This is a genomic window from Paenibacillus sp. FSL R7-0048, assembly GCF_038004505.1.
In the GTDB taxonomy this organism is placed as follows: domain Bacteria; phylum Bacillota; class Bacilli; order Paenibacillales; family Paenibacillaceae; genus Paenibacillus_AQ; species Paenibacillus_AQ odorifer.
Genome location: NZ_JBBORF010000001.1, coordinates 3,061,989 through 3,088,115, shown reverse-complemented (window position 1 = coordinate 3,088,115; position 26,127 = coordinate 3,061,989). Strand labels below are relative to the sequence as shown.

Here is a 26,127-nt window from a genome sequence, read left to right as displayed (position 1 = left end):
CACCTTCGGTTTTACTTCAACAGGTTTTCAATTGCCGCATCCAGGAATCTTACTTTAGACCAAGCCGTTCCACCTTGTGCCAACGGATCAATTGCATTTACAAACACATGATTATTTTTGACAGCAGTTACGCTTTTGAAGATCGGATTCTTGAGCAAATCATCAAGAGCTGTTGCATTATCAGTATTCTCACTAGTCTCAAACTGCAAGAAAATATAGTCCGGATTAATATCCGCCAAAGCTTCTAATGAAAGCTCTGCTTGTGCTTCTGTAGAGGAAATCACCTCAGGAATGGCAGCACCCAGATCTTCATAAATAACCGGATTCAAATAAACGCCAGCAGGATACACACACATACTCCCCTGACGAATACGAATGACTAGAATGGATTGATCTTTCAGCTTTTCTCCAATTTCAGCCTTTGCACCCGCAGCTTTAGATTCATAATCACTAATAATTTTTTCTGCATCTGTGGTCTTACCGGATAATTGGCCTAATAAGAGCAAGTTATCTTTCCAGTTTGTTGAAATATGTGAATAAGGAATCATCGTTTGAATTTTATTAAGTGCGCCGGCCACATCTTCCCCAAACTTGGAAGACCCTAAGATAACATCTGGATCCAGTTGCAGAATCGCTTCATTACTTGGAGCAAATTTATCCCCCACTAAGGATGCACCCGCTAGGTCAGTTGACAGATAACCTGGAATGGCATCAGCTATTGCAAGTACACCTACAGGTTTCACTCCCAGTATGGAAGCATCTTCCATAGATTCGAGACTTGCTGCTACAATATTATTAATCTCTGCAGGCACGACATAATCCTTGCCCAAATATGTAACGGTTTGTTCAGTGGCAACAGCCTCCTGAGCCGCATTTCCTTTGTTATTTGCAGTTCCTTCTGCTGCTACTGCAGCATTATTTGTGCTTTTTTCTGAAGCTGTCTTATCCTTTTCATTGTTACCGCAAGCTGCCAAACTCAAAGCTAATACTGCTGATACCCCAGCTAATAAATATTTTTTCTGATTCATAATCAATCTCCCCATCTATATTTTATTTATCATTCTTCAAACTAAAGTAATGATAATGAGAATCGTTATCATATTAAATCATATGAGAATAATTATCAATACTTTTCTTTGATTATATGAAATCTTGTAATTTAACAGATGCGTTGAATGATTAGTGAACATGCAGAAGAACCCGCACCAACTGCGGGTTCTTCTGCACTATAAATATGAGTCCTTCTTTTTAATCAGCGTTATAAAACTCAGATAAGTCACGGAACAACAATCCGCACGCCTCTAGTCTATTAAGTTCCTCATCCACATCAGTGAGCAAATTGCTTTCTCTCTCATGGGCTGTATTGATTAGCCACGGTTGTCCCTGTTTTAGAAAACAAAGATCATCAGGCAGCCTGGTCTGTACCCACGAGTACAAGCTGGTGGAATAGGATAAAAGAATATTGACCGCTTCAGGTGAACAATCAAAAAAATAAACATCTGCATAATGCCCCATAAGCCGAGTCCCCGGCCAATAGTCATCTTTTATGACCTTTTTGAGAAAAGGTTGCAGCTGTTCAAGCAGTTCATATCCTTCTGGCTCCAACTCCATCTGATCACGTTTTACTAGAATAAATTCATCACATACTTCCATAGCTACCTGTACCAGCGTCTTGTAGGTCTGACCCGTTGGTTCCTGCAAAATAGTATGAATAATAATGTACCCCCTCTACTTACTTGTATTATTCAAATATTCTTTATGCATCCTACCCCAGCCACACATGCTATCCAAAACTGTAATTAGCGATTTGCCATGTTCTGAAATACTATATTCCACCCTGAGTGGAAGCTCATGATAACTCACCCGGTCGATAAGCTGATCCTCTTCAAGCTCCCGTAATTGTTTAGCTAACGTACCTTGGGAGACATCTGGGATAATCCGTCTAAGTTCACCAAATCGTTTTGTGCCATCTATCAATAAAATAAATAAAATGAGCGGCTTCCACTTTCCACCGATCTTTTCAAGTGTTGTAAGAACCCCGGTTAATCTCGGCTCCAGCAAATCCATGCGATCCCCTCTTTCGATAGTTATATAACTGTATGTTCGAACCAGCTAGTACGAAAAATCGTACCTAGTACGAAAAAAGTGCGTACTGTGCAGGTTATATTTTATAGCTAATAATAAAAAACAGAACTTAATAAGTCCAATTAACTATGAACGGAGAAGATAAATATGTCCACTATTTCATTAAAAAACCAGCGCATCGTCATTATTGGAGGAAGCTCCGGAATAGGGCTTGCAACTGCCAAACAAGCGGTAGAACAAGGTGCAGCTGTCATAATCGCTGGGCGATCACAAGATAAATTAGAGAAAGCTCAACAGCTTCTGGGATTCGATTCTGTTGAAATTCATTCACTAGATAATCAAAATGAACAGGACTTGAAGGATTTCTTTGAAAAAATCGGCGTTTTTGACCATTTGTTCACTCCGGGAGCCTCCTATGTTAGAGGACCGATTACTTCTAGCTTGGAGATTGCACACAGTTGCTTTAATGCAAAGTTCTGGCCGCAATATAATGCTGTAAAGCATGCCATCCCTTTTATCAACCCTACAGGCTCCATTGTTCTTATGTCCGGCGCATTCAGCCAGCGTCCACTTGCAGACGGTGCCTCCTATGCAGCTTGTAACGGCGCGATTGAAAGTCTGGGAAAAGCATTAGCAGTAGAATTGGCTCCGATTCGGGTAAATGTCATCTCCCCTGGAACCATTCATACCAACTTTAATTGGGAAGGCGCAGAACAGGAAACTAGAGACAAGGCTTACGACGAATATACGAATATCAATATCCTTGGCAGGGTGGGTCATGCCGACGAAGCAGCACATACAACGATTTATTTGATGACCAATAGCTATACAACAGGAAGTACTTTATTTCCGGATGGGGGATATATTTTGCGATAAAAAACAGCTGAGTCAATAAGTTGGAAACGCTACTTATTGACTCAGCTTCTTTAGTTTAAAGAGTCAGGGAGAAATTCCCTGATTATCAGCCAGGGAATCATTTCCCCTTAGTTACGATCATAGTAAATTCAAAAAAGGAGCATAATCTCAGTTGAATTTTAATTTCTATGACTACTTCGTATTAAAGATTATACTTATGGAATCCTCCTGAATCTCCTTAATTGTATATATACCGATTTTTTCAGCAGCGCTCACTAACGCTGAGATATACTCAGGAGTTGAATTTAATTTCCGAGCAGAAAGCTTCAGGTTAATGGAGAACTCATCCCCATGCTCGTCAACATCAAGAGATTTCACATAAACTTTAAATACCTTTACATAATGCTCATAGTTAACCAAATGCTCTTCAGTAACACCTTGAAATGAAACATTTACTTTCAAGGATTCCGGCTTCAGGAAGCTCACCTTACCTGCCTTGTCTACCTGCCCTACTTCAGGATTCAACACTTGATATTCAACTCCGTCAAGGATTGTAAAATCCATCCCATTATCCATAGTGACTAGTAAATTAAGACGTATATCGATAGCTTCTGGTCCGATTAATGTCAGATAGTCACTTACTTCATGCTTGATCGTTTGTCCAGCCTCTTTCCCGGCGAACATAATCAATGGACTATGTACACGTCTATTCCATGACTTCTCTTCATGTGTACCCAAAGGGTCCATCTGAAAGAATAGATCCTTCCCTAATACAAATCCCTTCGACTTTAGTACAGTCACAAGCGGATCAATTGGCATTCCTTCGGTTACGCCCATGTCGAGCCAAATCTTCAATGCAGGCTTCCCGGACTCTTTCGCCAACTCATCCAATAGACGTCCATTGCTTACCCAAGTGGCAGGGGATAAAGCCCCTATCGCTGAGAAGGTCTCCGGGTGCTGATACCCCATCCATAAAGCCTGAATAGCACCGAATGACGATCCCATTATCATCCGGTGATCCCGATCGGGAATGGTCCGGTAAGCACCATCCACATAGGGAATAACTGTATTGATAAAATATTGGGTAAATTCGGCTGCACTCGCTCCATCCGAAGGAATAGACTCGTCCGGAAATGGAACATACTCCATTCCCCGTTCTGATCCATCACTTGAAGCGACTCCTATCACGATAACCTTCTCCATGGTTCCATCAGCAACGAGCTGATCAATGATCTCCTCAACTCTCCATTCTTTGCCTAAAGAGCTGGTATTTGTATTGAAAATATTCTGCCCATCGTGCATATACACAACAGGATAACGCTCACTGTCAGCTTCATACCCTGCAGGTAAATAAACAAATATTCTCCGCTCACCTATATTTTCTATGTGCACAGTACCTTTTGCCGCCCCCACATTGGTTGGGTTCTCCGATGCATTAGAAGTATTGCTTATCGTTGGATTGGGGGTTGGTGATGTAGCAACTTTTTCATTTACATTTTCGTTACTGGAACATCCCGAAAGCGCTAACAAAACTAATACTGCAAACCCCAAAAAGCTCCATCTAAATAATCCATTTGAATGCATAGAACCCCTCCTGATTTTTTGTTCAAACGTTTTCACAACTCTTATTATACAGGATTTATATGGGATTATGAACATTTTTTCACAAGTTGGGGCAATGTGTAAAAGCACTCAAGTTTAATTGTATTTCATACAACTATAATCAAACAGAAGGCTCGATCACTGGATATAAGTGTATTTCATGCAGCTATTTTCTGAAATTACTCCCTTATAAGTGGATTCTCTAGTTTTTAGTTGTATAAAGTGCAGTTAAAGTCAGGATTATTCTTTGGGCACTCGAAATAACTGCACAAAGTACAGCTATTTCGCAGATTCCATCAACATCCCTCACCAGTAACCGACACTAAAAAAAACAAAGAAGCAGTCAGGCAGCCTCCACTAGCTCATCATTTGCAAAAGCAAACCTCCCCGCAGACCAAAAACACCAGACAGTGATTCTCCACGAACTGAAGGATCATTGTCTGGTGTTTTATTCAGATTCAGTAAGGGTTGTTTGGAGACAATCTCTTCTTTCCAATTAGTACTGTTGTCTTTCCTCGTAGGATACGAACAGCATTCTACGTTGCACATCCATAAGCATACGAATTACCCAACTTGCTAACAAGGCAACAACAAATCCAGCTACTACATAGGAGATATATTGTTGGGATAATGTCCAGTCGATCTGGAACAAAGCAAACACACTATTCTCTAAAATGTTCAAATCCATGGTTTGCAAGAAAATCTGGTGCAGCACAGGTAGTGTAATCAGGCCCAGTGCAGCCGCTACTACAGTTACTGTTATTGAAAAGAAAATAATACTGGATACGAATCGACCCATAATCAGCATGACGTTACGGGCAAACTTCGCTCCATGAAAACCTAACTTCATTCGTTGCAGGAAGCCCGCTCCCTCTAGCTGCATATCCGATCTGGCCTCTTCACTAGGTCTAGGAATATCTAACAATGATCTGACCAGCTCTTGCTCAAATTGTACGATGTAATCCAATCCCTTAGCTACTGCAAAAAACAAAGGAATTCCGATGAATATTGGGGTTAACGCAATGGATAACGTCAGCCCTGTCACCATAAACACGAAATATACAATCGTAAGCGGTAAAGAGATTAAGAAGTATAAAATACTCCGATATGTCTTTGGACTTGCTCCACGTTTGCGCGTTTTAGATTGGGGTTGTGATTCTGCTGGAATATGCATGGAATCAAGAGCTCCCATCGGCATAGTGTATAACTTATCATTCATTTCTATTGTCCTTCCTCTCACGTTTTTCAATTAATCTCATTATACGTGGGAAAAAGAAGGCTCAAAACAGTCTTGGGGCTGGAGTCATACCAGACTAAAGGCTAGGATTTGTTGCTTCGAAGCGCATAATTAACCAGATTTATGATTTTGCTAGGCTACAACCCCAACTTATTTCCCTTTTCCAGCCGTACAATCTGCTGTTCGCCATTATCTGCCAGCTCTCTGAACTGATTAATGGTTTCACGCATTTTGGGGAGAGCTTCCTGCTTATAAGTACTGATGGAATCGAGAGCGGATAGCACATCTGTAAAAGCTTGCTTTAATGTATCCACTGAAATACTTGATTCTAACGACTGTTTATGGATTTCCGCCCCTTGGTTTTTCAACATTTTTGAGGTACCGCTGATCAGGCTATCGGTGGTTTGATTTAAAAGTTCGATCTTTTTCAAAACAATTCGTTGATTATACAGCGCACTAGCTACCGTAACCGATATTTTCAAGGCAGACACGGTAACATTTCTAGCTCTGTCCACCCCTCTGATCAGCTCTTTATTATTTCGAATAACCACCTCTATGGCCATAATTCCTTGTTGATTCACTACAAGCATCTGTTGCAAATCCATGACACGCTGCCGCAACGGAAAAAGCACTTCTTCTGTAATGAACCGAACTTTCTCCTCATCCTCATCACGCAGCTTAGCCGCTTCCAGTTGCGTCTCTATTTCCTGATCCATCAGCATGCCGAGCTGAATTTCTTTTTGTAGCTTTTTTGTAAGTTCCCGAAGTGCCTGTTGCTCAAATTCCAGCGTAGTATTGTCGTTCTTCAAAACGGTCTTACCCTTGTCTAAAGAAATTATAATATCTGAAATGACAGCATCCGCCTTTTGATATTTAGCAAAATAACTACGTAATGGATTAAAGAACTTCCCAAGAAAACCCGTCTTGGCAAAATCTACTGCACTGGGATCCAAATCCTTCAGCTGGAGATTAAGCTCCGTCAAACCTTTTGCTACTTGGCCGCCTTCATCCCCTGTCTTTGATAAATTCCCCACTGAAACCTGCAACAGGGAGTTTTTGTCCGAAGAGGATCTCATCGTTTCCATACCGAAGCTATCAATGGATTGCAGCACCGCTTTCCGCTTATCCAGTGACTCTAAATTCAGATCCAGAATGGCGGAGACATTGTTTACTGCCAGTGTTTTCAGTTGTGATACTTCCTCAGGCTCAGGTTTGACCTGCTCTTCAATTACTGATTTCAGCTTTTCCTGACTTACGACTTCCATAGTAAACGACATAGAACCCCTCCTATAAAAAATAGCTTACATTTGAACATTGAGCAGGTTGCCGATTTTATAGACCACATCATCTGTATCTGCATTGATGTTGGCCGCTTCATTTATACTCGAAATACTCTCAAGCGCCTTGATATTCGCATTGTAGCCAATCGTGTAAATCGGGATTTTGTAGGTCTCAATAAGACCTCTGATATCATTCAAGGAATGCCCTTCATTGGTCTCTCCATCACTTAATACAAAGATTAACGGCTTCAAATCCGGATTTAGCTGTAATTCCGTTTGAAGCATATGGATGGCTACCGCGATCCCGTCAAAAGTAGCCGTCCCCCCATTTGCTTGAAGACTATCAATCGCACCAACAAACATGGACTGCTGGTTCGTGTCATATTTTCCAATCGGAAGATTGATTGTAACGTTATCAGAGTAAGAGACAAAACCAATGCTGTTATCCTTGCCCAAGTACTTCTGGCCTGTTAATAAAGATTGCTTTAAGCGGTTCAAGGGTTCCCCGTTCATACTTCCTGAGACATCTGCCACAAATACTGCGGCGATAGGTTTATTGCCATTTTTCTTCTCTTTCCACAGCTTCTGAGCTGAGGATATGAGACTGCCATCCACTGTACTAAGCTCTGATTGGTAATCATTAAGACCATTGAAGCCTTTTTTCTCACCCAGCTCCTGGTATTTATCCTGTTCAACAAACTCAGCAAACTTCTTAATAATATCGAGTTTTTCCTGAGGAAGATCACCCAAAGCATAAAGCGGGCTGTCATGTCTTACACCAAAAGGAGTGAATACATACCCCCCTTTCAAATCTGTTGCATTCATAAAGATCTGGTATTCTAAGACAAAAGCATCAAGCTTACCGGTTTTTGCAGCCTCTCGCATCTGTAAAGTGGTTGAGGCAATAAAGGGAACATTTGCTTGGAATTTCTCAAAGCCCTGCACCGCTTGCTCACCAAGTAAGTCTGAACCGCCAAACGTCCCAAGCGCTGTTACCAGAAAGTTTAAACCCGTAGAACTGGCAAAAGGGTCGGTATAGCCCATTGATAATTCATTATTTGCTATGGCATCTGTAACCGTCTTGACGTTTAAAGAACCGTATTTTTCTATTAGTTCATCATATTTCGCCTTACTGGTAACAATACCAGCTACATTACCTACAAGACGTTTAGTGATTAGCTGAGTGTTCATCCCGTTTGCTTTTACCATTTCGCCCCACAGCTCATTTGAAGGGGTAAAGGCATCTGGCACATACTTCCCAGATCTTATGTAATCTGTCGCTGTACCTGAAGCAATATTACGGATTTTCACAGAAACATGACTCCCGTTCACCTCAATATTAGAGTTGTTAAAATCTGTAGCAACTTCATTTAGCCAACCATCATTACCCGTTCCTGATTTCTCTGTAGAAGAAAATATCTCTACAAAGCTATCTGTTGTATTGTCTACGGATACAGGAAACTTTGAGATATCTGGTAGTGAATCCCCAATCGCGACAGGATCCAGATCAATCTGGCCTTTGATTTGCTCAGCAGTGGTCACGTTTATGTTCTTATATAGCTTCTCAAGCTGCTTCCCCGCATCTTCGGAAGAAATCTGGGTTTTGGTTTTTCCTATATTAGAAGTCAAGGTGATTCCAAAATACACGAGAGCAAAAACTACCACCGTAATGGTCCCTAAAACTGCTACTGTTTTTCCTTTATTAGCCATATACATCTCCCCTTCATTGCTTATAGAATTTCGTCTGCTTGATCAGCTCATCGATTTCCTTCATACAAGGCATCTCTTCAACATCTGTATAATCTGTACTGTCAAGTAGCGATATTTCCAGCAGCAGCTTATCCAGCTTCAGCAGAATCTCTTCATTTGCCCCAAGATACCCTGTTACATAGGCTAAATATTCATTGTACAAAGCTGTCTTTTTTTGCACCAGTTTATCTGAGAACTGCGAGGGTCTATGCTGGCTGGAGAAAAGGGTGAACTCTGAGGCATCAAATACACTGAGTTTATTCAGAATCCCTCGAATGTTCAGGTAAAAAAGCTTTGCTACTTCATAACTGACTGCATTAAATTTTTTGAAGCTAAGTTCAGTGGATTCGAATCTCTGACCTAAAACATCTAACAAGGTACTTCTCTTCTTTTCCATCCGGGATATCTGATCTAGAGCAAGCACAATGTCTTTTTTCAACACTTTGACATTTTTGTATTGAGTAAGCGCGGCTATATAATCCTCATAAGATTTCAGTGTTTTCACAGCAGGGATAGATGAAGGTTTAAACAATAAAATATAACTTCCATAAAGAACAACAAGTAGACTAACAAACAACAATGTCACACCTAAAGCTATTTCAAATACACTGGTTCCTCCGATTTCCACCCCTAATAAACCTGGTGACAACACGATAATGTTCAGTAGTACCACACCGAGAATAAGTCCCAACAGCTTTATGGCTCTAACCCCGTTCATCACAACCACCTCCTGCATCCAGTCACTTCTATTGTATGGAGCAATTTCTGTTATTACGTCTCTTCATTTGCTATATGCTAAAAAAATAAGGAATTAATCAACAAAAAAACCTTAACAGGCAATAAGCCCATTAAGGTTAACGATCCCTATTTTATACCCACGCATCATTTGAATACCCGCGTTGCTCCCAATATCCCGTATGATCGCCTTCGATCAGCTCAATCCGGTTCAGCCACTTCACAGACTTGTATGCGAACATCTTCGGAACGATTAACCGTACAGGACCGCCGAGATCGCTAGGAATCGGCTTTCCATCACGCATTACCGCGACCAGCACATCATCCATGTCGGCTTGTTCCAATGTGAGCGTATCCGTGTATACACCATCACCCGAATAGAATTTCACAGTCTTAGCTGTGGGCTTCACACCGGCCTGACTCAAAAGATCTTTTAGCTTGATTCCTTCCCAGGTATTCTTATAGACTGACCAGCCTGTCACACAGTGAAAATCACTCACCTGAACGGTCCGCTTCAGCTTTACGAACTGTTCCCAGTTCCACTTGAAATTCTGCTCCACAAGCCCATCTATCGTAAAAGACCAATTGTTGTTCGTAAACTCTGGAATCGGAGTGACTGTGTAAACACGGAATTGTCCTTGCGCCCCTCCTCCGAGAGGGGGTGAGGATGCCGCCAGTGGCTGGGGTGCAGGCAACAACTGATTACGATCACTTTCGATCAGCTTATCAATTGTTTCGCTGCCCCCGATATTTCCAATTGAACTGCCGAGCCATTTTATAAACGATGGACCTATAGTGACCGCAAGCCCAACACCAATCGATCCGCGTATGAAAGCTCTACGTGTATAAACCGGCTGCGGGGTTTCCCGATGATTCGAAGGGCTACCTGTCTCAATGCCGCTTTTCACTACTCGCCGGCTCGGTTCTTTAAGCCATTTTACCCGAGTCAAAGAATGATAAATAATATAAGGAAGGCCTATCCAGGTCAATAAGTCATGGACGACCAGAGCAACGTTCGATACATGTGGACCCACCACGCGGAATTGCCAGAGTAGAACTCCTGAAACGAACCAGCCGAGCAGCAATGAAAGTACAACGATTACATTAAAACGTTGCCAAGGCCGCTCCTTCAGTTGTTTCCAATGTTTCCCTGCCAGCAGCAAATAATAAATAACCGGAATAATCGAAGCAACACCGACCACGATATGAAGCCCTTTGATCCATACTCTGCCTTCCCCTAAGAAGCCACGCCAGAAGCCACCTACAAGTACAAGTCCTGTGAGCGTGAGCAACACAACCAGCCAGCCATTCCAGGTATGAAGCGCCCGAAGCTTTTTCCCGTATCCCTTGCGCAGCCGAGCCAGTAAAGAATTCATTACCTTTCCTCCTCTTCACTAGGTATGCTCAAATAGCTCTTTATCCTGATTCTACTCTAATAATGTTAGAAAAGACTTTGAAGCAGCTGTAAGAGGAACTCCACGCAGGGTAGCAATTCCTATGTTACGTTCTGGCAAAGGTGGGTCCAGAGGAATCTCGACAAGCTCACCTTTCTTCAATTCTTCGGTTACGTAATCACGAATAACAAAAGCAAGGCCAAAACCACGTTTCGCAAACTGAACAAGCAAATCCACACTTCCCAGTTCAAATTCAGGTGTAATCGTCAGATGATTAGAAGCTAAAAACTGATCCATATACTTTCTGGTGCTCCCACCCGCTTCTAAGCATAACAACGGATACTGCTGAATGTCTGCAAGCGGCATGGTCTTGTCCGCCAAATGACGAAAACCTTTGCCCCCTACCAGGCAATCTTGAAGCTGAGTACTTTTGCGAAAATCAATCTGTTTATCAGATGTCGGCAAGCTGACGATACCAAAATCAATTTTCCCTTCTTTTAAAAGCGTAAGTGTTTCTGGTGTCGTTCGATTCGTAATATGAATGCGGATATTGGGAAATTGTTCATGAAATTGCTCCAAAAAAGGTAACAGATAATATTTGCATAAGGTGTCACTTGCTCCGATATGAATCTCGCCGCTGTTCAGATTGTTCATATCTGCGATCGCTCTTTCGCCCATGTCTACATGATGAAAGGCTTGCTCAATAAAGCTTAGCAGTACTTTTCCTTCTGTTGTTAGATCGACCCCGCGAGAAGTGCGAAAAAATAACGGGCCGCCCATTTTCTCTTCCAATTGTTTAATCGTGTGACTTACTGCCGGTTGTGTAATATTGAGTCGTTCTGCCGCAGCAGTTAAACTCCCAGTATTCGCTACCCAATAAAAAGAGCGATACCACTCCAAATTAATGTCCATCCCCACGTCATTACTCCACCTTATAATAGATATAACTTATATCAATTTTTCTAATGATTTAACTAGCATTATACTTAGTCCTGTAGCCAAAAACAAGCTTGGGAGGCGAAAACGCGTGACCGTAATTGCAATTGTAGGAGCAAACTGGGGCGACGAAGGAAAAGGAAAAATGACGGATGTGCTAGCTGCACAATCTTCCTTTGTCGTTCGTTTTCAAGGTGGTAGTAATGCTGGGCATACCATCATAAACCAATATGGAAAATTTTCATTGCATATGCTGCCATCTGGGGTATTTTATCCTTCCGTTACAAACATTATTGGACCCGGAACAGCACTTGATACAGAAGTATTAATAAAAGAATTGAAAGCTTTAACGGATAGAGGTGTGCCAAAGCCTAGATTATTCGTATCCGAACGGGCGCAAATCGTGCTTCCAATCCATCGTTTGTTTGATGAACTAGAAGAGGAACGTCTGGGATCTCAAGGATTCGGTTCAACTAAACGAGGAATCGCACCATTTTACGCAGATAAATATGCAAAGCTAGGCATACAGGTAGCGGATTTATTTGATACCGCCCGACTTGAGAAACGTCTTGAACAATTACTCGCTTCCAAAAATATCTTACTTGAGCATTTATATAAGAAAGCGCCGATCCAAATCTCGGAATTAATGATTCAGCTGCAAGAAGAAGCTGCACAGCTAGCGCCTTATGTAGCCAATACAACAGACTTGCTGCAAGAGGCTTATGCTAAGGGAGAGACTATCTTACTTGAAGGTCAGCTTGGGGCTCTGCGTGATCCTGATCACGGTATTTATCCTTACTCCACCTCCTCTTCAACACTTGCCGGGTTTGCACCTGTCGGTGCCGGTCTTCCTGCAGCAGCTATCACGAATGTCATCGCTGTAACCAAGGCCTATTCCAGTTGTGTCGGCGCTGGACCTTTTGTTACGGAATTAGAAGGGCCCGTTGCGGATGAACTTCGTACAAGAGGTGGCGATGCCGGGGAATTCGGGGCTACGACTGGCCGTCCTAGACGTATGGGCTGGTTTGATGCTGTAGCTACTCGTTACGGTTGCCAAATGCAGGGTGCCACTGAAGTCGTGTTGACTAATCTTGACGTGCTTGGTTATTTGGATGAGATTCCGGTTTGTGTGGCTTATGAGCTTGAAAATGGAGAGATCACCGACAAGTTCCCGGCTACGAATAAACTGAACTCTGCAAAACCGATATTCACGCATTTATCTGGCTGGAACTGCGATATCTCTCAGATCACCGACTTCGAAGATCTGCCAGAACAAGCTAAGCTTTACATTGATTTTATTGAAACCTCTATTGGCACGCGTATTACTACGATTTCCGTGGGGCCTAGACGCGAACAGGTCATTAATCGGATAACGAAATAATCATATACGTACTAAATCTCTGTAAAATTTAAAAGAAGCGCCTCTCTTATTGAGAAGTGCTTCTTTGTTTTATTCATGAGAAGGGCTGCCTCATACGTAGAAAAATCCACTTTTGAGACAGCCTCTTTTTGTGTACTCTTTTTAAATCAACACGGCATCCACTTTCGTCTGCGGAGCCTTGTCACAGCGTTTACAGACCTTAACGACTGCTCCATCCGTTTTTTTCTTGGGATAAAGCAGCTTAATACGGGTGTTCTGACAGATTGGACAAGTCCCCCTGCCCCTTGATGGTAAATTCCAAAGTGCATGTCCACGTTTTGACTTTGCCATGAATAAACCCCTCATTTCGGCCAACAATAGTCAACACTTTAATTCTGAAAGTGCTTCTCCAAAATGATATGTCGCAAAGACAGGCTCTATGACTAAAGTAACGCAGAAGTTAGGAAGAATTAATTCGTATAAATCATGGAGACAACACCGTTCGTAAAGGTAACATAGTTATAATTACCATACTGCCAGGTCTCCACATGAATGCCACTACCTGATAATGTGGATTTACTTATAGGCTTACCCCAACTAAACTCCACTTGCTGCTTGGTCATCCCAGTAGCAACTATGCTCTTTTTAATCTTACTCCAAATCGCATCCGACCACTTATAGGTCTTAAATGGATCCGTTGTTAAGAAATATTCTTTATTTCCTAATGTACGGATCAACTCATCCCCCGACATTGTATAAGAGTTAAGAATTTGCCCCGTTGATAAAACCTTAAATGAAATGGCGAATTCACCTTCATAATCAGGTAGAATATCTACAATAGTGACTTTTTGGAACTTATAATCGGAGTCGAATTGATTGAGCCAATATGTTTTTCCAATGAACTTAACGAGGTTTCCTTGTTCTTCCTTCTTAAAAATCTGCGCAGTTTGTTTCGTATAGGCGAACAACTCTGCTTTGCCGAAGTAGATCTCCATCGTCTGATAATTTCCATCCCAAATTAACTCTGCTGACAGTGCAGTCTTTAAAAGCGTGGCAGGAAAAACTGTAGATCCGTCGATCTTTTGCACTTTACCACTCATTTTGACCTTCGCACCATTCACCATTGCAATATCGCTTCCGAGTTGAAGCTGTATTGGCAAATCACCTAGACGAATGCTAAAGGTTTTAGTTGCTGTATTAACTTGGACTGTTGCTCCCAACGTTTGAAAAACCGATTGAACCGGCAAATACATTGTTCCATTAACAAATGCACCTTGATCAATATCATGGTCCGCACTGATCGAAACTTTTATTGTTTGGGAATCTGATCCTGAAATGACCGTTACGTTCGTTTCTCCTACCGCTAAGGCTTTCATTGTGCCATCGGCTTGCTTTTGCAGCAAATAAGGTTTTTCAATTACGACATTTGCTTGAGCTAACGGAACGCGTTCAGATATGCCATCGGCATCTTTAGCATAGATTTGTACCGGAACATTGTCCCCAACAGTGATTTCGGTCGCATCCATCTGAAAAATCAAATCTTCAACCTGCGGATTGCCTTCATTGTATGATGACGAAACTGAACGGGCACTCCGTAAAATACTACCTTGATCGTAATCGACGTTACGCGTATCTGCCGCCTTCACTGTATGTATTGGACCCAACATAGATACTGCTAACGCTGCAGTGATGCTCCATTTAATAGCTTTCATTTCCCTTACATCCCCCTCTAAATATATAAACCTTAATTACTGTATCACAATTCCACAATTTTACTAGAGAAAAATTTACAGAAATATTTTTTTGTATTTCTAGTGAATTTACTCCGTGATAATTACAGAGTCTTCCATTATAATCATGGATTAGGAGGTATTAACTCATGGAAATAATAGCCGACAGATTGATATTAAGAGATTATACAAGCGATGATTTTTCTTTTTATGAAGAACTGGAACTTAATCCTTTGTCTCACAAATATGAAAACACCGCACCAGATGCAAAACAAATTAAAGAGAACTTCCTTTCGATTCTGACTCAGACTACCAGCGATCCGCGTGAGCATTATGATCTAGCAGTATGTACAAAGCAAAATAGAACCCCCATAGGCAACGTAAGTATAAAGTTAAATTGGGAAGAGATCAGAGAGTGGGAGATTGGCTGGGTCTTACTGCCGGAATACTGGAAAATGGGCTATGCGACAGAAGCCGTCAAAACACTGATAGGCTACGCCTTTAGCTCTCTTAATGCCCATAGAGTCGTTGCCTATGCCAATGCAGAGAATCTTCAATCTGAAAAAGTTATGATTAGAGCAGGAATGATTAGGGATGGAATCCTCAGAGAGACTAGATTTTGCAATCAACAATGGTGTGACGAACTCATTTACTCTGCTTTGGAAAAGGAGGCTACATTAAATTGACAACAATCAAAGTTTTAAATGAAGGTTATGTAAGATTAGTAGATCATATGGGCTCAGATTTAACGGTTGCTAACGCTGCGCGTGTTTCTTATGCAAAACAATCTTTTGAGCTTAGTGATCGGGATATTAAACTAATAAAATTCCTTGCCCGTGAAGGACATACCTCTCCTTTCCGCCATGCCATCACTCAATTTGAGGTTTATGCCCCATTAATGGTTGCGAGACAGTGGTGGAAATACGTAGTCGGTTCTGCCCATTACGAAGGTACTGGAGATAGCTTGGAAGCCTGGAACGAATCCAGCCGAAGATACATAACAGAAGAACCCGTTTTTTATCAACCTGCTGCGGGAGAATGGAGATCCAAACCAGAGAATTCCAAACAAGGCAGTGGTGACATCATTGCATGGGAGCTTGGTGAAAAATACACCCGTGAGCTTCAAGAATACACCGAGTTAGGATTATCTAAGTATGAAGCAGCTTTAGCAGATGGCATATGTGCTGAACAAGCAAGACTGTTTCTACCCGCTTATGGATTATTCGTTCGTTGGTACTGGACAGCTTCAGTTCAATCTGTAGCCCATTTTTTAAATCAAAGACTGGAGCATGACGCTCAGAAAGAAATTCAGGAGTATGCAAAAGCAATTTTATCGCTGATTGAGCCACTATTCCCTGTCTCTTTTGATCAGCTGCTGGCTACCGGTTCTGTAGATTAATTTATTTCCTTATATAAAAAAGAGCCGCCAAACCCTTGGCGGCTTTTCCCTTTTTACACTACCAACCCTCGTATAACTTCAAACTCGTCCCTACTGACTTCAACGAACCCGAGTGATGTATATAAATTCGTAGCACGTTCGTTTTCGATCCGATGGCCAATAACGATTTTGTCGCAATGATGTTCTGCTTTAATATAACGAATTAAGGTATCCATACCCGTTCTGCCTAAACCCCTGTTCTGATATTTCTGGTCAATCATAAAAGCCATAATCCAATAACTTCCATCCTCAGGATCTACGCTATACACAGAGAAACCTACCAATTCTTCATCTGCGTATAAAGCGAGCGGGGTCATACCACAATAAGCTGCTTCTGCTAACCAATAGACCACCGGTACAGGAAAAATAGCCTTTTGCTCATCCGATACTTCTAATTGAGTACAAGCGTACCAGTTTTTTTCAGTGATATCCTTCAGCACTATATGTGCTTGAAAGCCGGTTCGTAATCGGTCACAAACTCTTTCTAATTTCAGTTTAAGCTGTTTCGCCCAATCCGGGAAAATAGAATCATCCGTATTCTCCATACACCGAAGTAATCTAGCAAAACTGTATAAGTCTGCAAATCTTTGAAATTCAGGTATCAACTTCATATACTCATCATCTAGCTGCTTAACCGATCTATATCCATTAATAAAATGGTCAATGTTTCTTCTACTCTCATTATCATCCGATTCCGTCAGGTCTCTTAACGCCGATGTAATATCCATCGCAAACCAGTGATACATAGAGTCATCAAAATCGATGGCACTGTAGCGGGATTCTTCTTGCATATAAAAGATATTATCCATCTCAAAATCATAATGTACGAGCCCAGTATGCCCTACTCCAAAAGGAAGCTCTGATAGCCAAGCTTCAATCCGCTCATATTCCTTAAGCGCCTTATGCTCCTCAGGATGCCTGCTCAATACGGAATAAATAAAATTCAATGAATCGACCCAGCTTTTGCGATAAGGTGTGCTCGGTGCATAGGTTTCCGAAAAATTATGCAGACGTGCAAGCGATTGGCCCCATTGATAAAAATGAGGTTCCTTCATCTCATCAAGTGAAACATATTCACCCTGGGCCTGTTCAAAAACTACCCCGTGGTATCGCCCGTGATCCGTTAACAACGTTTCAATCCAATTGCCAGACTTAGAACGCACTGGAGAGACAGTCTCATAACCTTGTTCTAATAAATACATCATAAAATCCAGCTCTGCCTGGATATTGTCTGGAGAATTATCCTCTTCATGAGTAAACCTTAAATAAAAGCGGTTACCATTCCACTGAAAGGTATAAATAAAATTGCTGCTGGCCCTTACCATCTTTAAGGTTCCAGGCTCATGATTCCAATACTTAATCATCTCTTTAGCAGGAAGATCGTTCTCCGTTCCCCGCACCATGTTCATTAAAGTCATCATTGTCCGATAGTGCCTCCTGCTTCATGACGGATTTGATTCTGGGTTCCCCCATTAACATTATCGGTAAATTATTCTATTAAATCAAGGGAATTTAATAGGCAGAGCTTTTGCTCTTCCACCATATCTATAGCATTTTATAAAAAAAACACTTTTCTAATTAGGACTATATAATTCACTGTGCCGGAGCAAATCTCCGACCAAGCGACTCATCGTCCTCTACCCAGTCATATTTCAGAATAAGCGGAGCAGGTACAATAGTCTCCAGTTGCTCTACACTCTCCCGCACATCATCATCAAAGTATCCTATAGCAAGTACAAGGGAAGAGATCAAGTTAGACAAAGATCTGGCGCTTTCACCAATCGTTTCCCAGTTGAATTTCTCCCCCAGTACTGTTGTCCAACCTTGGGACTGCCCGATGGAGATTTGCAAATGAAGTTCCCATTTAGGCTCCATCTTAGCCGTCCAATAGGAGGACAGGACGTAAATCACTTCATCATTTGCCAAAATCACCGAATGAATGGAACCTTTGATTGCGGTCTCTGCTAAATGCACTCCTTTTTGGAAAAAATATCAACAACGGAGTAGCTTTCAATCGAGTTATCCATTAAGCGACTTTGAATAACGTTGCCGCATCGGCCGAGAATTGGCTGAGTTATTGCAAAACCTTTAGTTTCCGCTCTCCATAGCTGTTCACCGTCTCGCGTTAAACAAATGAATTCCCCGCCGGTCAAATTTACGTATAAATTACCGTCTGCGCCCAGGGAAGGGCTGGTGTCAACGTAACTTTCCTCCGGTTGGTATATCCATTTCACTTCGCCATCCGGAGCAATGGCATATAACTGGCTAGAAAGACACCCATACATAACCCCATCCTGATCTATGACAGGGGGACGGTGCCCTTCTCCTTGACCCATCGGTTTCTCCCACAACAACTCTCCATCAGGACTAAAAGCATAAAGTTTGGAATTCACATTTTGACCAATATATATGATTCCTTCACGGGAAATAACCGGATCGCACCAAAATATGGACGAGCACTTGTAAACCCATCTTATGGTTCCATCCGCATCAAAAGCATAGAGTCTCCCAATAATTTGTGACTCATCTTCATATGTACACAGGTAAATATACCCTTCGCTGTTTACCAGCGGCCTGCCATACGGTACACCATCCACTGCAGTCTTCCAATTTATCTGGCCGTTTTCGTCAACCGAAATGAGTTGATTATCTCGAATGCTATTGGTCGCAACCAAAATGGAGGCTGGGCTGATCAGCAGGGGAGACATAAGGGATGCCTTAGTCTCCAATAGCAGCTCCACAGTGTCAGATTCAAAGCAAACCCGAAACAGTTTGCCGTATTGATAATTAAGCTCGAAATCACCCTGCCCCACAGCTAAAATGGCTCTCCCTTGTTCATCCACTGTAAACGAGCTTAATCCATATGAAAAATCCGGCCGCCCCGAGTCAACAACTCGCTTCAAAACTGAAAGCGATGTTGGAGCTCTGAATCGGGATTGTCTGGTCCAATTCGCCTCAATGGGATGATTGGCTAATGGACGATAGCTGCCTTGTTAAAAACCGCCTATTCCTTCGTTGTTATTATAATCGACCATAATTTTCCCATCCTTTGTTATATAAGTTAAGGGATACAAACTGGAAAATTTGTATCCCTTAAGCCTAATTAAAATCTTAGCTAGGCTGGTTTGGTCAAACAAGTTATCCGAGCCGGACCAGTTAAGGTCGAATTTCCCCGAGTCTTTGGACACATTGAATTCGTCGTAGCGATATCGTGTGATATGCTCACATTAATGAATCATCATCATAAATTCAACGTAAAAAGCGAAAAACTGCTTCCCATAACATGGATTAGATGTGTTGATGGTTGAACGAAGGGTTCATTCGGCAGTGGGTACTGGGGCGGGCTATAACTAATAAAAGAAACCACATGGAGTATTATTCACATGTGGTTCTAACTAAATTATTTAAAAATTTAACCAATCCCAAAACACTAATCAATCTTCAATGGTTCAATTGTTTTTACCGCACTCAGGGGAATCTGAGAAATAGAATAAATGTATTCTATACAGTTATTTCGTAGGCAAATGCAATCATTTTGACTTTAGTTGCATTTTCTACAACTAAAAACACGAGAAGCCACCACTAAGGCTGTAAATCAAGAATATAGCTGTACAAAATACACTTATACCCATCGGCTGGAGGGATTCGAGAAATATAGTTGTACAATGTACAATTAAACTCGCTTCTACGTATTGCTCCCCATGACTTTCTATACAGATAGATGGTGAATAGCCCCTTATAGCTCTGCTCTCTTTACTTTATCGGGACTATACTCCCACATCTGCAGCCCCGCACCGATCATTCCACATAAATTACCATAATAGGCTGCTTCAATACGAACATTTTCCAGCATCGATGGCATTACTCTGCCCTTTACTTCCCTTCTAATGCCTTCAAACAAAAGTTCGCCTGCTTCAGCAACTCCACCGCCAATGACGATGACTTTAGGGTTAAAAATATGGATTAATGAAGCAATCGCGGATCCGAGCGCAGCAATCGTGTCTTCCATTAACGCTGTAGCCAGAGAGTCACCTGCCCGCCATCTCGCTATCACTTCCCGTGAGTCTACGTTCTCTGGGGACTGGTTATGTAATAAAAGCTTGTCGCGCATGCGACGTGCGATACTTGTGCCTGAAGCATACTGCTCCAAGCAGCCTGTTCCACCACAAACGCATGCAGGCCCTTTGAAATCTACGGACATATGGCCTAACTCTCCAGCCCCACCCCAAGAACCGTGGACAAGATGGCCGTCTACGACTATCGCTCCACCCACGCCCGTACCAAGGGCAAGACAGATAAAATCTTTTACCTCTTTGCCTGAACCTAAATATTTCTCTGTTATTGCTAATACATTCACGTCATTATCAACGATTACCGGAAGTTGAAACTGTGTCTGAAGCAACTCCTTCAAAGCTGTGCCAGCATAGCCTGGAATAAGCTCCGAAGCGGAGCGGATACGCCCCGCCTCCCAATCCATTTGCCCTGCCGATCCTACGCCAATTCCTTGGAGCTGAATTCCCGCTTGTTGTGCTGTTATTTCATCCATTAATGTCCGAATTGCTAGTATAATACGATCCATTGTTTTCGTCTGTCCAGCCAATGTGCTTAGGCTTACAGTATGTAAAACGTCCCCTTGTGAAGAGACGAGTCCGGCATTAATTTTCGTGCCGCCAATATCTACTCCGATCGCATATTCTATATGAGGATCATACCCTTCCATCGCGGACTCACCTCCGTCAGTCATTGAAATTGCTCACGGCCTTAACATATCTCGAAGTGATCAATTGCGGCCTAGTAATTGCACTTCCTACAACAACATAGGATGCCCCCGCATTCTTAGCTTTTGCTGCGTCTTCCGGTGTCCATATCCGTCCTTCCGCAACAACAGGAATGTTCACTAATTTGCTTAATTGTTGAATTAAGACAAGGTCCGGTCCTTCCTGCTGTGTACTGTATGGGGTGTAGCCTGAAAGCGTGGTACCGATGAAATCCACACCTAATTTCTCAGCGGCAAGCCCTTCCTCAAATGTCGAAATATCCGCCATAACCAGCACACCTCTCAGATGTGCATATTCTATTAATGGCTTTACTGACTCTAAGCGTTCTTCCCGATTCGTTACATCAAGCGCAACAATCTCTGCTTTTGCAGAAACAATCGCCTTCACTTCATCTAAGGTTGGTGTTATAAATATGGCTGATCCGGGAATATCCCGTTTAATAAGTCCAATGACCGGTACATTTACTTCTTTTTTGATAGCTACAATATCTGGAACACCATTTGTCCGGATTCCTATAGCTCCTGATTGAACCGCTGCTCTTGCCATTTTAGCCATTGTATCCCCACCATGAAGCGGCTCATGCTCAAGTGCCTGACAGGAAACAATCAGACCTTTCACCGGAAAGATATCACTTATTCGAGTCATTATTAACCCTATCCTTTCGCTTCAAGAATATAATCTAATATTCTATTGTTCAGAGCTTCCACCCGCTCCTGATCGGAATCCTTAATCGGTAAAAGCGGCATTCTTGGCTGACCTGTTTCAAATCCGCGCACACTAAGGATCGCTTTACACGCACCATATAATGAAGGAAAGGATAGCAATTCAACAATGAGATCATTGATGATAAACTGCCATTTCTGCGCCTCAGCCATCTCTCCTTGCACATAACATTGTTCCACTTTTAGGAATAACTCTGGCATCACCCCATAAGTTCCACCAATCCCGCCATCTGCCCCAATACTGCGGCCCGCCAAATACTGCTCATCAGGTCCATTTAAGACTAGAAAATCCTTCCCGCCTGCGGCTTTAAATTGCTGAAGCTCAAACGTGCTCTCCGCCGAAATTTTCACCCCGATCACTTTATCCTGAGCTGCCATCTTAATCAGCAAGCTTTTCGATAATTGAAAGCCTGTAGTTTGCGGGATGTGATAGATAATAAATGGAAGCGCTGTACTATTAATAATTGCCTGCCAATGACTTTCAACACTGTCCGGAGACAGACGATAATAGATCGCAGGAACAGCCGATACGGCATGTGCGCCAACTTTCTCAGCATGGATAGCTAGTTCAACACTGTCTCTTGTAGATGGAGCACCCACGTGAGCAATGATTGTAAGCTCTTTTCCAACCTCTGCTATAACTGCCTCGAGCATTTGTTTGCGTTCTTCTACAGATTGCAGCATACCTTCGCCAGAGCTTCCGCCAATATAAAGACCTTTTACTCCCGTAGAAGCATACTGACGAGCTAATTTTCGGGCTGCTTCTTTATCGATTTCCCCCTCAGCATCATAACTGGAGTACATAGCAATAATAATGCCTTTAAAGGATTCAAGATCATATGATTTCATAAATTACAGCCTCCATCGTTTAATTCATTACTATTAATTTTCGTTGTTATAAGAATAACTAGCCTTTTACAGCCCCCATAGTAATCCCTTGGGTAAAGGCTTTTTGGAACATTAGAAAAATTGCAATCATAGGAATAGAGGCTAACGCAGCACCCGCCATAAGCAATCCATAGTTTGTTGTGAATTCACCCCGAAGAGTCGCTACCCCAAGTGGTAATGTCATCATTGAAGTCGATCTGGTCATGATCAGCTGACTGAAATAATCATTCCAAGAAGTGATGAAAGTAAAGATTGCCAGTGCCCCTATTGCAGGCTTTAACAAAGGTAAAATGATGGTTCCGAACAAACGAATTTCAGAGCTGCCATCTATTTTGGCTGCTTCAATTAATTCTCCTGGAATCGTCTGCGCGAACTGCTTCATTAGGAAGACTCCAAATGGCCAGCCAATCGCCGGTAAAATAAGCCCTTTATACGTGTTGACCCACCCAAAATCTGCAAGCATCGTAAACAGCGGGACAAGAATAACTTGCTTAGGCAATGCCATAGCGGCAACAAACATCGTAAAGATAATGCCTCGGCCAGGAAAAGACTTTTTGGCTAGCACATATCCAGCACAGGAAGAAACGATACAAATCGCTGCCATTTCACAAAAAGCAATGATGAAACTGTTAAACATCCAGCGCTCAACGGGATTCTTAAATAACTCGGTCCAGTTTTGCAGAGTCGGCTTAGCCGGAAACCATTCCGGGGGGATCGTTGTTGCCACAGTCTGAAGCTTAAATGCCCCTGAAACCACCCAATAAAAAGGGAAGATAAAAAACAACGTTGCTAGAATCAACAGGATGGTCGCTAATATTTTTGGAATCGTCAATTCTTTTTTCCATTTGCTTACTTTCTTAGATTGGCCAATAGGTGCTCTCAGTTCTAACGGATTCGTAGAATTCATGATGTCCCCTCCTTAATACTCAACATCACTGCCAAAGTATTTGAATTGAATGATAGAAATGATCCCGATCACAATCGCAAGGATGACACCCATCGCCGAGGCATATCCAAAATGACCGAGCATAAAGGCTTGTTCGTAAACGCCATACATAACAGTCGATGTGCTATACACAGGTCCACCCGAGGTGAGCAACTGAATTAGTGCAAAACATTGAAAGGTGTTGATCGTGGTAATCACGATAATATATAAGTTCGTTGGCATTAGCATTGGCCATAATATTTTCCGGAAAATCTGCCAAGGCGTCGCTCGATCAATCTCAGCTGCTTCTATGTAAGAAGTAGGAATGTTCCCAATAGATGCCACATATAAAATGATCGGCTGCCCTACAGAGGTCGTTATCAGAACCACAATAATAGCAAGCAGTGCAGTCCTCGTATCTCCTAACCAGGATATAGGCTCCATTCCCAAAAAGCTGGTCAAATAATTTAGAATCCCATAGTTCGGATGATAGATCCAGCCCCAAACGACTGTGATGCTTACGACCGAGGATACAGCCGGCAAATAGAACACTCCGCGGAAAAACGATCTGGCAAACTCTTTTTTCTTATAAATATTCATAGAGATAAATAACGAGAAAATAATAACGATGGGTACGGTGATGAGTACAAGCAATAATGTATTTCCCATCGACTTCCTGAAGTTATCATCTTTTATTAAGGAGATATAATTATCGAGGCCAATAAAGCTGAAATCTCTCAAGGAGTAATCAAAGAAACTAATATAGACCCCTTTCACCATCGGATAAGCTACAAAAAGCAGGAAAAACCCAAATGCCGGCACTAAAAAGAGATAACTCATCATCCAGTCACGAATCACATAACCTTTTATTTTGCGAACCGTTGTCCCCACAGTCCTTCCCCATTTCTTCGATGATTTAAAAAGAAAAGAGTGCTTCCCGCACTCTATTCTTTTGGACACCATTCACTTTTTTTATTTCATTGCAGCCTTTGCTTTCGTAATCGCTTCGTTTGCTTTTGCAGCAAAGCTGTCCAAAGCTTCTTTACCGGTTGCTCCTCCAGTTAAAGCACGTTGTAATTCAGGGAACCAGAAGGTACGAATATCAGCATATCCATCGGCAATGGTAGGTGCATCTGTTGTGAATTTACGAGCATACTCAGCGTATTTGTACTCTGCATCATCATAGAGGCCTGTAATCGAATTACGAACAGACAAACCACCTGTTTGAATCAAGTTTTTCTTCCCCCATACAGGATCATTAGCAATAAAATCAATCAGCTTCTTAGAAGCTGCAATCTTAGCTTCATCACCATTATTGAATACAGCCATACCGCCGAGGTAAGGTTCAAGCTTAGGTTCCGATCCATCTAAAGTAGGGAATGGAAGCAGAACATCTTCGAATTCAACCATTTTTTTAGATACGTTCTGAGCTTTAAGTACTGCAGAATAGTTGAGTGTAAAGGCTAATTTCCCTTGTAAAAATAAGTCGTTCACGTCAGCAGCCGCAAGGGAAGCCGCACCAGAAACGCTAAGTTTATCTTTTGTAGCTTGAACGATCCAATCCAACGCTTTTGCAGCATTATCAGTATTGATAGCGACTGCGGAATTATCTTCATTTAGAAATCTGGATACACCTAAGTTAGCAAGATATGCACGAGTTCCTTGATCTCCAGCCTGGCTCTTCGCGAAGAATCCGGTAGGAATAACATCAGGTGCTTTTTCTTTAACAGCTTCCAGCGCTTTCTTATATTCTTCAAACGTCCAAGTTCGGTCTTCCTTATCCAGAGGAAGCAAATCTAGCGCGCCAATCTTCTCAAAAACAGTCTTGTTTACCGCCATCATAAAAGGAGCTGTATTGATCGGGTACATAAAGATCTCTTCGCCAACACTAGACTGTTTCCAAAAGGCTTCCGAAATATCATTTTTCACTTCATCGGTCACCATATCATTAAGAGGTGCTAATAAGTCCTTTTTACCCCAGTCAATAATCCGTCCAGGAGCATCATAAATTACATCAGGTGCGGTATTCGAAGCAATTGCCACATTCAGTTTTTCAGGGCCGCCTTCAAAGGTGATCATCTCAAGGTTGACTTTAATTTCCGGATTCTTCTCATTAAAAGCTGCAATGATTTCCTTCTCATATTTGCCAACTTCACCATCTAAAGCTTGAAAGCTCGGAAAATTCCACCATGTTATTTCTACTGGTTTAGCAGCAGTCTCAGTGGCCGCGGGCTCACTCTTATCAGTATTATTACTTGGTTCATTGGCGGAATTCGCTGTATTCGTATTTCCGCATGCAACTAACTGTGTACCTAAAAGTGCGACACCAACAATGCTCATTAGCCCTTTTTTCATTGCTCTCATGTGCTACCCCCTATTATTTTTGTGGAATAGAATGCTTTCTCATTCCTTG

Annotated in this window: 25 protein-coding genes; 4 read left to right on the top strand and 21 right to left on the bottom strand. The window is 42.1% G+C overall.

The annotated features are described in order from the left end of the window. Nucleotides 1–11: 11 nt before the first annotated feature. The 3 genes from NSQ91_RS13545 to NSQ91_RS13535 form a co-directional block, all read right to left on the bottom strand. Nucleotides 12–1,028: an ABC transporter substrate-binding protein gene (locus NSQ91_RS13545; protein ID WP_076304204.1), complete on the bottom strand. Its 1,017-nt coding sequence runs from the start codon at nucleotides 1,026–1,028 to the stop codon at nucleotides 12–14. A gap of 220 nt (nucleotides 1,029–1,248) precedes the next feature. Next, nucleotides 1,249–1,701: a hypothetical protein gene (locus NSQ91_RS13540; RefSeq protein ID WP_081383245.1), complete on the bottom strand. Its 453-nt coding sequence runs from the start codon at nucleotides 1,699–1,701 to the stop codon at nucleotides 1,249–1,251. A 27-nt stretch (nucleotides 1,702–1,728) separates the two neighbouring features. Beyond that, nucleotides 1,729–2,067, bottom strand: a complete 339-nt coding sequence (locus NSQ91_RS13535) for a winged helix-turn-helix transcriptional regulator (protein WP_076126032.1) — start codon at nucleotides 2,065–2,067, stop codon at nucleotides 1,729–1,731. Nucleotides 2,068–2,232: 165 nt separating this feature from the next. Between NSQ91_RS13535 and NSQ91_RS13530 the strand changes: the two genes are divergently transcribed. Further along, nucleotides 2,233–2,961: an SDR family oxidoreductase gene (locus NSQ91_RS13530; RefSeq protein WP_076279085.1), complete on the top strand. Its 729-nt coding sequence runs from the start codon at nucleotides 2,233–2,235 to the stop codon at nucleotides 2,959–2,961. Nucleotides 2,962–3,132: 171 nt separating this feature from the next. Here NSQ91_RS13530 and NSQ91_RS13525 read toward each other — a convergent pair whose 3' ends face one another. The 7 genes from NSQ91_RS13525 to NSQ91_RS13495 form a co-directional block, all read right to left on the bottom strand. Further along, nucleotides 3,133–4,524, bottom strand: coding sequence for an alpha/beta hydrolase (locus NSQ91_RS13525; protein ID WP_340918185.1), 1,392 nt, complete (start codon nucleotides 4,522–4,524; stop codon nucleotides 3,133–3,135). 514 nt (nucleotides 4,525–5,038) lie between these two features. Continuing rightward, a complete protein-coding gene (locus NSQ91_RS13520; RefSeq protein WP_076217792.1) occupies nucleotides 5,039–5,761 on the bottom strand; it encodes a sensor domain-containing protein in 723 nt (240 codons plus the stop codon). 155 nt (nucleotides 5,762–5,916) lie between these two features. Then, nucleotides 5,917–7,056, bottom strand: a complete 1,140-nt coding sequence (locus NSQ91_RS13515; protein ID WP_076279087.1) for a toxic anion resistance protein — start codon at nucleotides 7,054–7,056, stop codon at nucleotides 5,917–5,919. Nucleotides 7,057–7,080: 24 nt separating this feature from the next. After that, the gene (locus NSQ91_RS13510) at nucleotides 7,081–8,769 is read right to left on the bottom strand and encodes a VWA domain-containing protein (protein ID WP_076275815.1); all 1,689 of its coding nucleotides are present in this window, start codon (nucleotides 8,767–8,769) and stop codon (nucleotides 7,081–7,083) included. Nucleotides 8,770–8,782: 13 nt separating this feature from the next. Beyond that, nucleotides 8,783–9,526 (bottom strand): hypothetical protein, encoded by a 744-nt coding sequence (locus NSQ91_RS13505; protein WP_076304202.1) that lies wholly within the window; start codon nucleotides 9,524–9,526, stop codon nucleotides 8,783–8,785. Between the two features lie 151 nt (nucleotides 9,527–9,677). Then, the gene (locus NSQ91_RS13500; RefSeq protein WP_076304201.1) at nucleotides 9,678–10,919 is read right to left on the bottom strand and encodes a molybdopterin-dependent oxidoreductase; all 1,242 of its coding nucleotides are present in this window, start codon (nucleotides 10,917–10,919) and stop codon (nucleotides 9,678–9,680) included. 51 nt (nucleotides 10,920–10,970) lie between these two features. Further along, nucleotides 10,971–11,849 (bottom strand): LysR family transcriptional regulator, encoded by an 879-nt coding sequence (locus tag NSQ91_RS13495; RefSeq protein WP_036686616.1) that lies wholly within the window; start codon nucleotides 11,847–11,849, stop codon nucleotides 10,971–10,973. Between the two features lie 115 nt (nucleotides 11,850–11,964). On the opposite strand from NSQ91_RS13495, the gene NSQ91_RS13490 reads away from it, so the two are divergent. After that, a complete protein-coding gene (locus tag NSQ91_RS13490; protein WP_076275816.1) occupies nucleotides 11,965–13,254 on the top strand; it encodes an adenylosuccinate synthase in 1,290 nt (429 codons plus the stop codon). A gap of 141 nt (nucleotides 13,255–13,395) precedes the next feature. Here NSQ91_RS13490 and NSQ91_RS13485 read toward each other — a convergent pair whose 3' ends face one another. Beyond that, nucleotides 13,396–13,584: a hypothetical protein gene (locus tag NSQ91_RS13485; protein ID WP_036686376.1), complete on the bottom strand. Its 189-nt coding sequence runs from the start codon at nucleotides 13,582–13,584 to the stop codon at nucleotides 13,396–13,398. A gap of 119 nt (nucleotides 13,585–13,703) precedes the next feature. Beyond that, nucleotides 13,704–14,945 (bottom strand): stalk domain-containing protein, encoded by a 1,242-nt coding sequence (locus NSQ91_RS13480; RefSeq protein WP_076304200.1) that lies wholly within the window; start codon nucleotides 14,943–14,945, stop codon nucleotides 13,704–13,706. Between the two features lie 167 nt (nucleotides 14,946–15,112). Here NSQ91_RS13480 and NSQ91_RS13475 point away from each other — a divergent pair, with 167 nt between their 5' ends. Both NSQ91_RS13475 and thyX read left to right on the top strand, forming a co-directional pair. Next, nucleotides 15,113–15,649: a GNAT family N-acetyltransferase gene (locus NSQ91_RS13475; RefSeq protein WP_076275817.1), complete on the top strand. Its 537-nt coding sequence runs from the start codon at nucleotides 15,113–15,115 to the stop codon at nucleotides 15,647–15,649. A 47-nt stretch (nucleotides 15,650–15,696) separates the two neighbouring features. Further along, nucleotides 15,697–16,362 carry an FAD-dependent thymidylate synthase gene (thyX, locus tag NSQ91_RS13470; RefSeq protein ID WP_438357163.1) on the top strand — a complete coding sequence of 222 codons (666 nt, stop codon included), beginning with the start codon at nucleotides 15,697–15,699 and terminating at the stop codon, nucleotides 16,360–16,362. Nucleotides 16,363–16,415: 53 nt separating this feature from the next. On the opposite strand, the gene NSQ91_RS13465 is transcribed toward thyX, so the two are convergent. The 9 genes from NSQ91_RS13465 to NSQ91_RS13425 all read right to left on the bottom strand — a co-directional run bounded on the left by NSQ91_RS13465 (nucleotide 16,416) and on the right by NSQ91_RS13425 (nucleotide 26,078). Beyond that, a complete protein-coding gene (locus tag NSQ91_RS13465) occupies nucleotides 16,416–17,822 on the bottom strand; it encodes a GNAT family N-acetyltransferase (protein WP_081391841.1) in 1,407 nt (468 codons plus the stop codon). A 172-nt stretch (nucleotides 17,823–17,994) separates the two neighbouring features. Continuing rightward, a complete protein-coding gene (locus NSQ91_RS13460; RefSeq protein WP_076304199.1) occupies nucleotides 17,995–18,375 on the bottom strand; it encodes a hypothetical protein in 381 nt (126 codons plus the stop codon). Further along, nucleotides 18,366–19,214, bottom strand: a complete 849-nt coding sequence (locus NSQ91_RS13455) for an outer membrane protein assembly factor BamB family protein (RefSeq protein WP_076304198.1) — start codon at nucleotides 19,212–19,214, stop codon at nucleotides 18,366–18,368. Before NSQ91_RS13455 ends, NSQ91_RS13460 begins: the two co-directional genes overlap by 10 nt. Before the next feature lie 923 nt (nucleotides 19,215–20,137). Further along, nucleotides 20,138–21,145 (bottom strand): ROK family protein, encoded by a 1,008-nt coding sequence (locus tag NSQ91_RS13450; protein WP_081391840.1) that lies wholly within the window; start codon nucleotides 21,143–21,145, stop codon nucleotides 20,138–20,140. Then, a complete protein-coding gene (locus NSQ91_RS13445; protein WP_038570497.1) occupies nucleotides 21,138–21,824 on the bottom strand; it encodes an N-acetylmannosamine-6-phosphate 2-epimerase in 687 nt (228 codons plus the stop codon). The genes NSQ91_RS13450 and NSQ91_RS13445 overlap by 8 nt, the downstream gene beginning before the upstream one ends. 8 nt (nucleotides 21,825–21,832) lie before the next feature. Then, the gene (locus NSQ91_RS13440) at nucleotides 21,833–22,750 is read right to left on the bottom strand and encodes a dihydrodipicolinate synthase family protein (protein WP_076304195.1); all 918 of its coding nucleotides are present in this window, start codon (nucleotides 22,748–22,750) and stop codon (nucleotides 21,833–21,835) included. Between the two features lie 58 nt (nucleotides 22,751–22,808). After that, on the bottom strand, nucleotides 22,809–23,696 hold the full coding sequence (locus tag NSQ91_RS13435; protein ID WP_051491452.1) for a carbohydrate ABC transporter permease: 888 nt from the start codon (nucleotides 23,694–23,696) through the stop codon (nucleotides 22,809–22,811). A 12-nt stretch (nucleotides 23,697–23,708) separates the two neighbouring features. After that, a complete protein-coding gene (locus NSQ91_RS13430) occupies nucleotides 23,709–24,605 on the bottom strand; it encodes a carbohydrate ABC transporter permease (RefSeq protein ID WP_428323518.1) in 897 nt (298 codons plus the stop codon). A gap of 81 nt (nucleotides 24,606–24,686) precedes the next feature. Further along, on the bottom strand, nucleotides 24,687–26,078 hold the full coding sequence (locus NSQ91_RS13425) for an ABC transporter substrate-binding protein (protein ID WP_076183515.1): 1,392 nt from the start codon (nucleotides 26,076–26,078) through the stop codon (nucleotides 24,687–24,689). Nucleotides 26,079–26,127: the final 49 nt, after the last annotated feature.

What these genes read in the sequence shown, in the direction of transcription:
- NSQ91_RS13520 (WP_076217792.1), bottom strand. Translation starts at nt 5,761, where the DNA reads ATGAATGATAAGTTATACACTATGCCGATGGGAGCTCTTGATTCCATG.
- NSQ91_RS13440 (WP_076304195.1), bottom strand. Translation starts at nt 22,750, where the DNA reads ATGAAATCATATGATCTTGAATCCTTTAAAGGCATTATTATTGCTATG.
- NSQ91_RS13530 (WP_076279085.1), top strand. Translation starts at nt 2,233, where the DNA reads ATGTCCACTATTTCATTAAAAAACCAGCGCATCGTCATTATTGGAGGA.
- NSQ91_RS13465 (WP_081391841.1), bottom strand. Translation starts at nt 17,822, where the DNA reads ATGATGACTTTAATGAACATGGTGCGGGGAACGGAGAACGATCTTCCT.
- NSQ91_RS13485 (WP_036686376.1), bottom strand. Translation starts at nt 13,584, where the DNA reads ATGGCAAAGTCAAAACGTGGACATGCACTTTGGAATTTACCATCAAGG.
- NSQ91_RS13480 (WP_076304200.1), bottom strand. Translation starts at nt 14,945, where the DNA reads ATGAAAGCTATTAAATGGAGCATCACTGCAGCGTTAGCAGTATCTATG.
- NSQ91_RS13515 (WP_076279087.1), bottom strand. Translation starts at nt 7,056, where the DNA reads ATGTCGTTTACTATGGAAGTCGTAAGTCAGGAAAAGCTGAAATCAGTA.
- NSQ91_RS13505 (WP_076304202.1), bottom strand. Translation starts at nt 9,526, where the DNA reads ATGAACGGGGTTAGAGCCATAAAGCTGTTGGGACTTATTCTCGGTGTG.
- NSQ91_RS13475 (WP_076275817.1), top strand. Translation starts at nt 15,113, where the DNA reads ATGGAAATAATAGCCGACAGATTGATATTAAGAGATTATACAAGCGAT.
- NSQ91_RS13450 (WP_081391840.1), bottom strand. Translation starts at nt 21,145, where the DNA reads ATGACTGACGGAGGTGAGTCCGCGATGGAAGGGTATGATCCTCATATA.
- thyX (WP_438357163.1), top strand. Translation starts at nt 15,697, where the DNA reads ATGGGCTCAGATTTAACGGTTGCTAACGCTGCGCGTGTTTCTTATGCA.
- NSQ91_RS13435 (WP_051491452.1), bottom strand. Translation starts at nt 23,696, where the DNA reads ATGAATTCTACGAATCCGTTAGAACTGAGAGCACCTATTGGCCAATCT.
- NSQ91_RS13525 (WP_340918185.1), bottom strand. Translation starts at nt 4,524, where the DNA reads ATGCATTCAAATGGATTATTTAGATGGAGCTTTTTGGGGTTTGCAGTA.
- NSQ91_RS13510 (WP_076275815.1), bottom strand. Translation starts at nt 8,769, where the DNA reads ATGGCTAATAAAGGAAAAACAGTAGCAGTTTTAGGGACCATTACGGTG.
- NSQ91_RS13500 (WP_076304201.1), bottom strand. Translation starts at nt 10,919, where the DNA reads ATGAATTCTTTACTGGCTCGGCTGCGCAAGGGATACGGGAAAAAGCTT.
- NSQ91_RS13445 (WP_038570497.1), bottom strand. Translation starts at nt 21,824, where the DNA reads ATGACTCGAATAAGTGATATCTTTCCGGTGAAAGGTCTGATTGTTTCC.
- NSQ91_RS13495 (WP_036686616.1), bottom strand. Translation starts at nt 11,849, where the DNA reads ATGGACATTAATTTGGAGTGGTATCGCTCTTTTTATTGGGTAGCGAAT.
- NSQ91_RS13425 (WP_076183515.1), bottom strand. Translation starts at nt 26,078, where the DNA reads ATGAGAGCAATGAAAAAAGGGCTAATGAGCATTGTTGGTGTCGCACTT.
- NSQ91_RS13545 (WP_076304204.1), bottom strand. Translation starts at nt 1,028, where the DNA reads ATGAATCAGAAAAAATATTTATTAGCTGGGGTATCAGCAGTATTAGCT.
- NSQ91_RS13535 (WP_076126032.1), bottom strand. Translation starts at nt 2,067, where the DNA reads ATGGATTTGCTGGAGCCGAGATTAACCGGGGTTCTTACAACACTTGAA.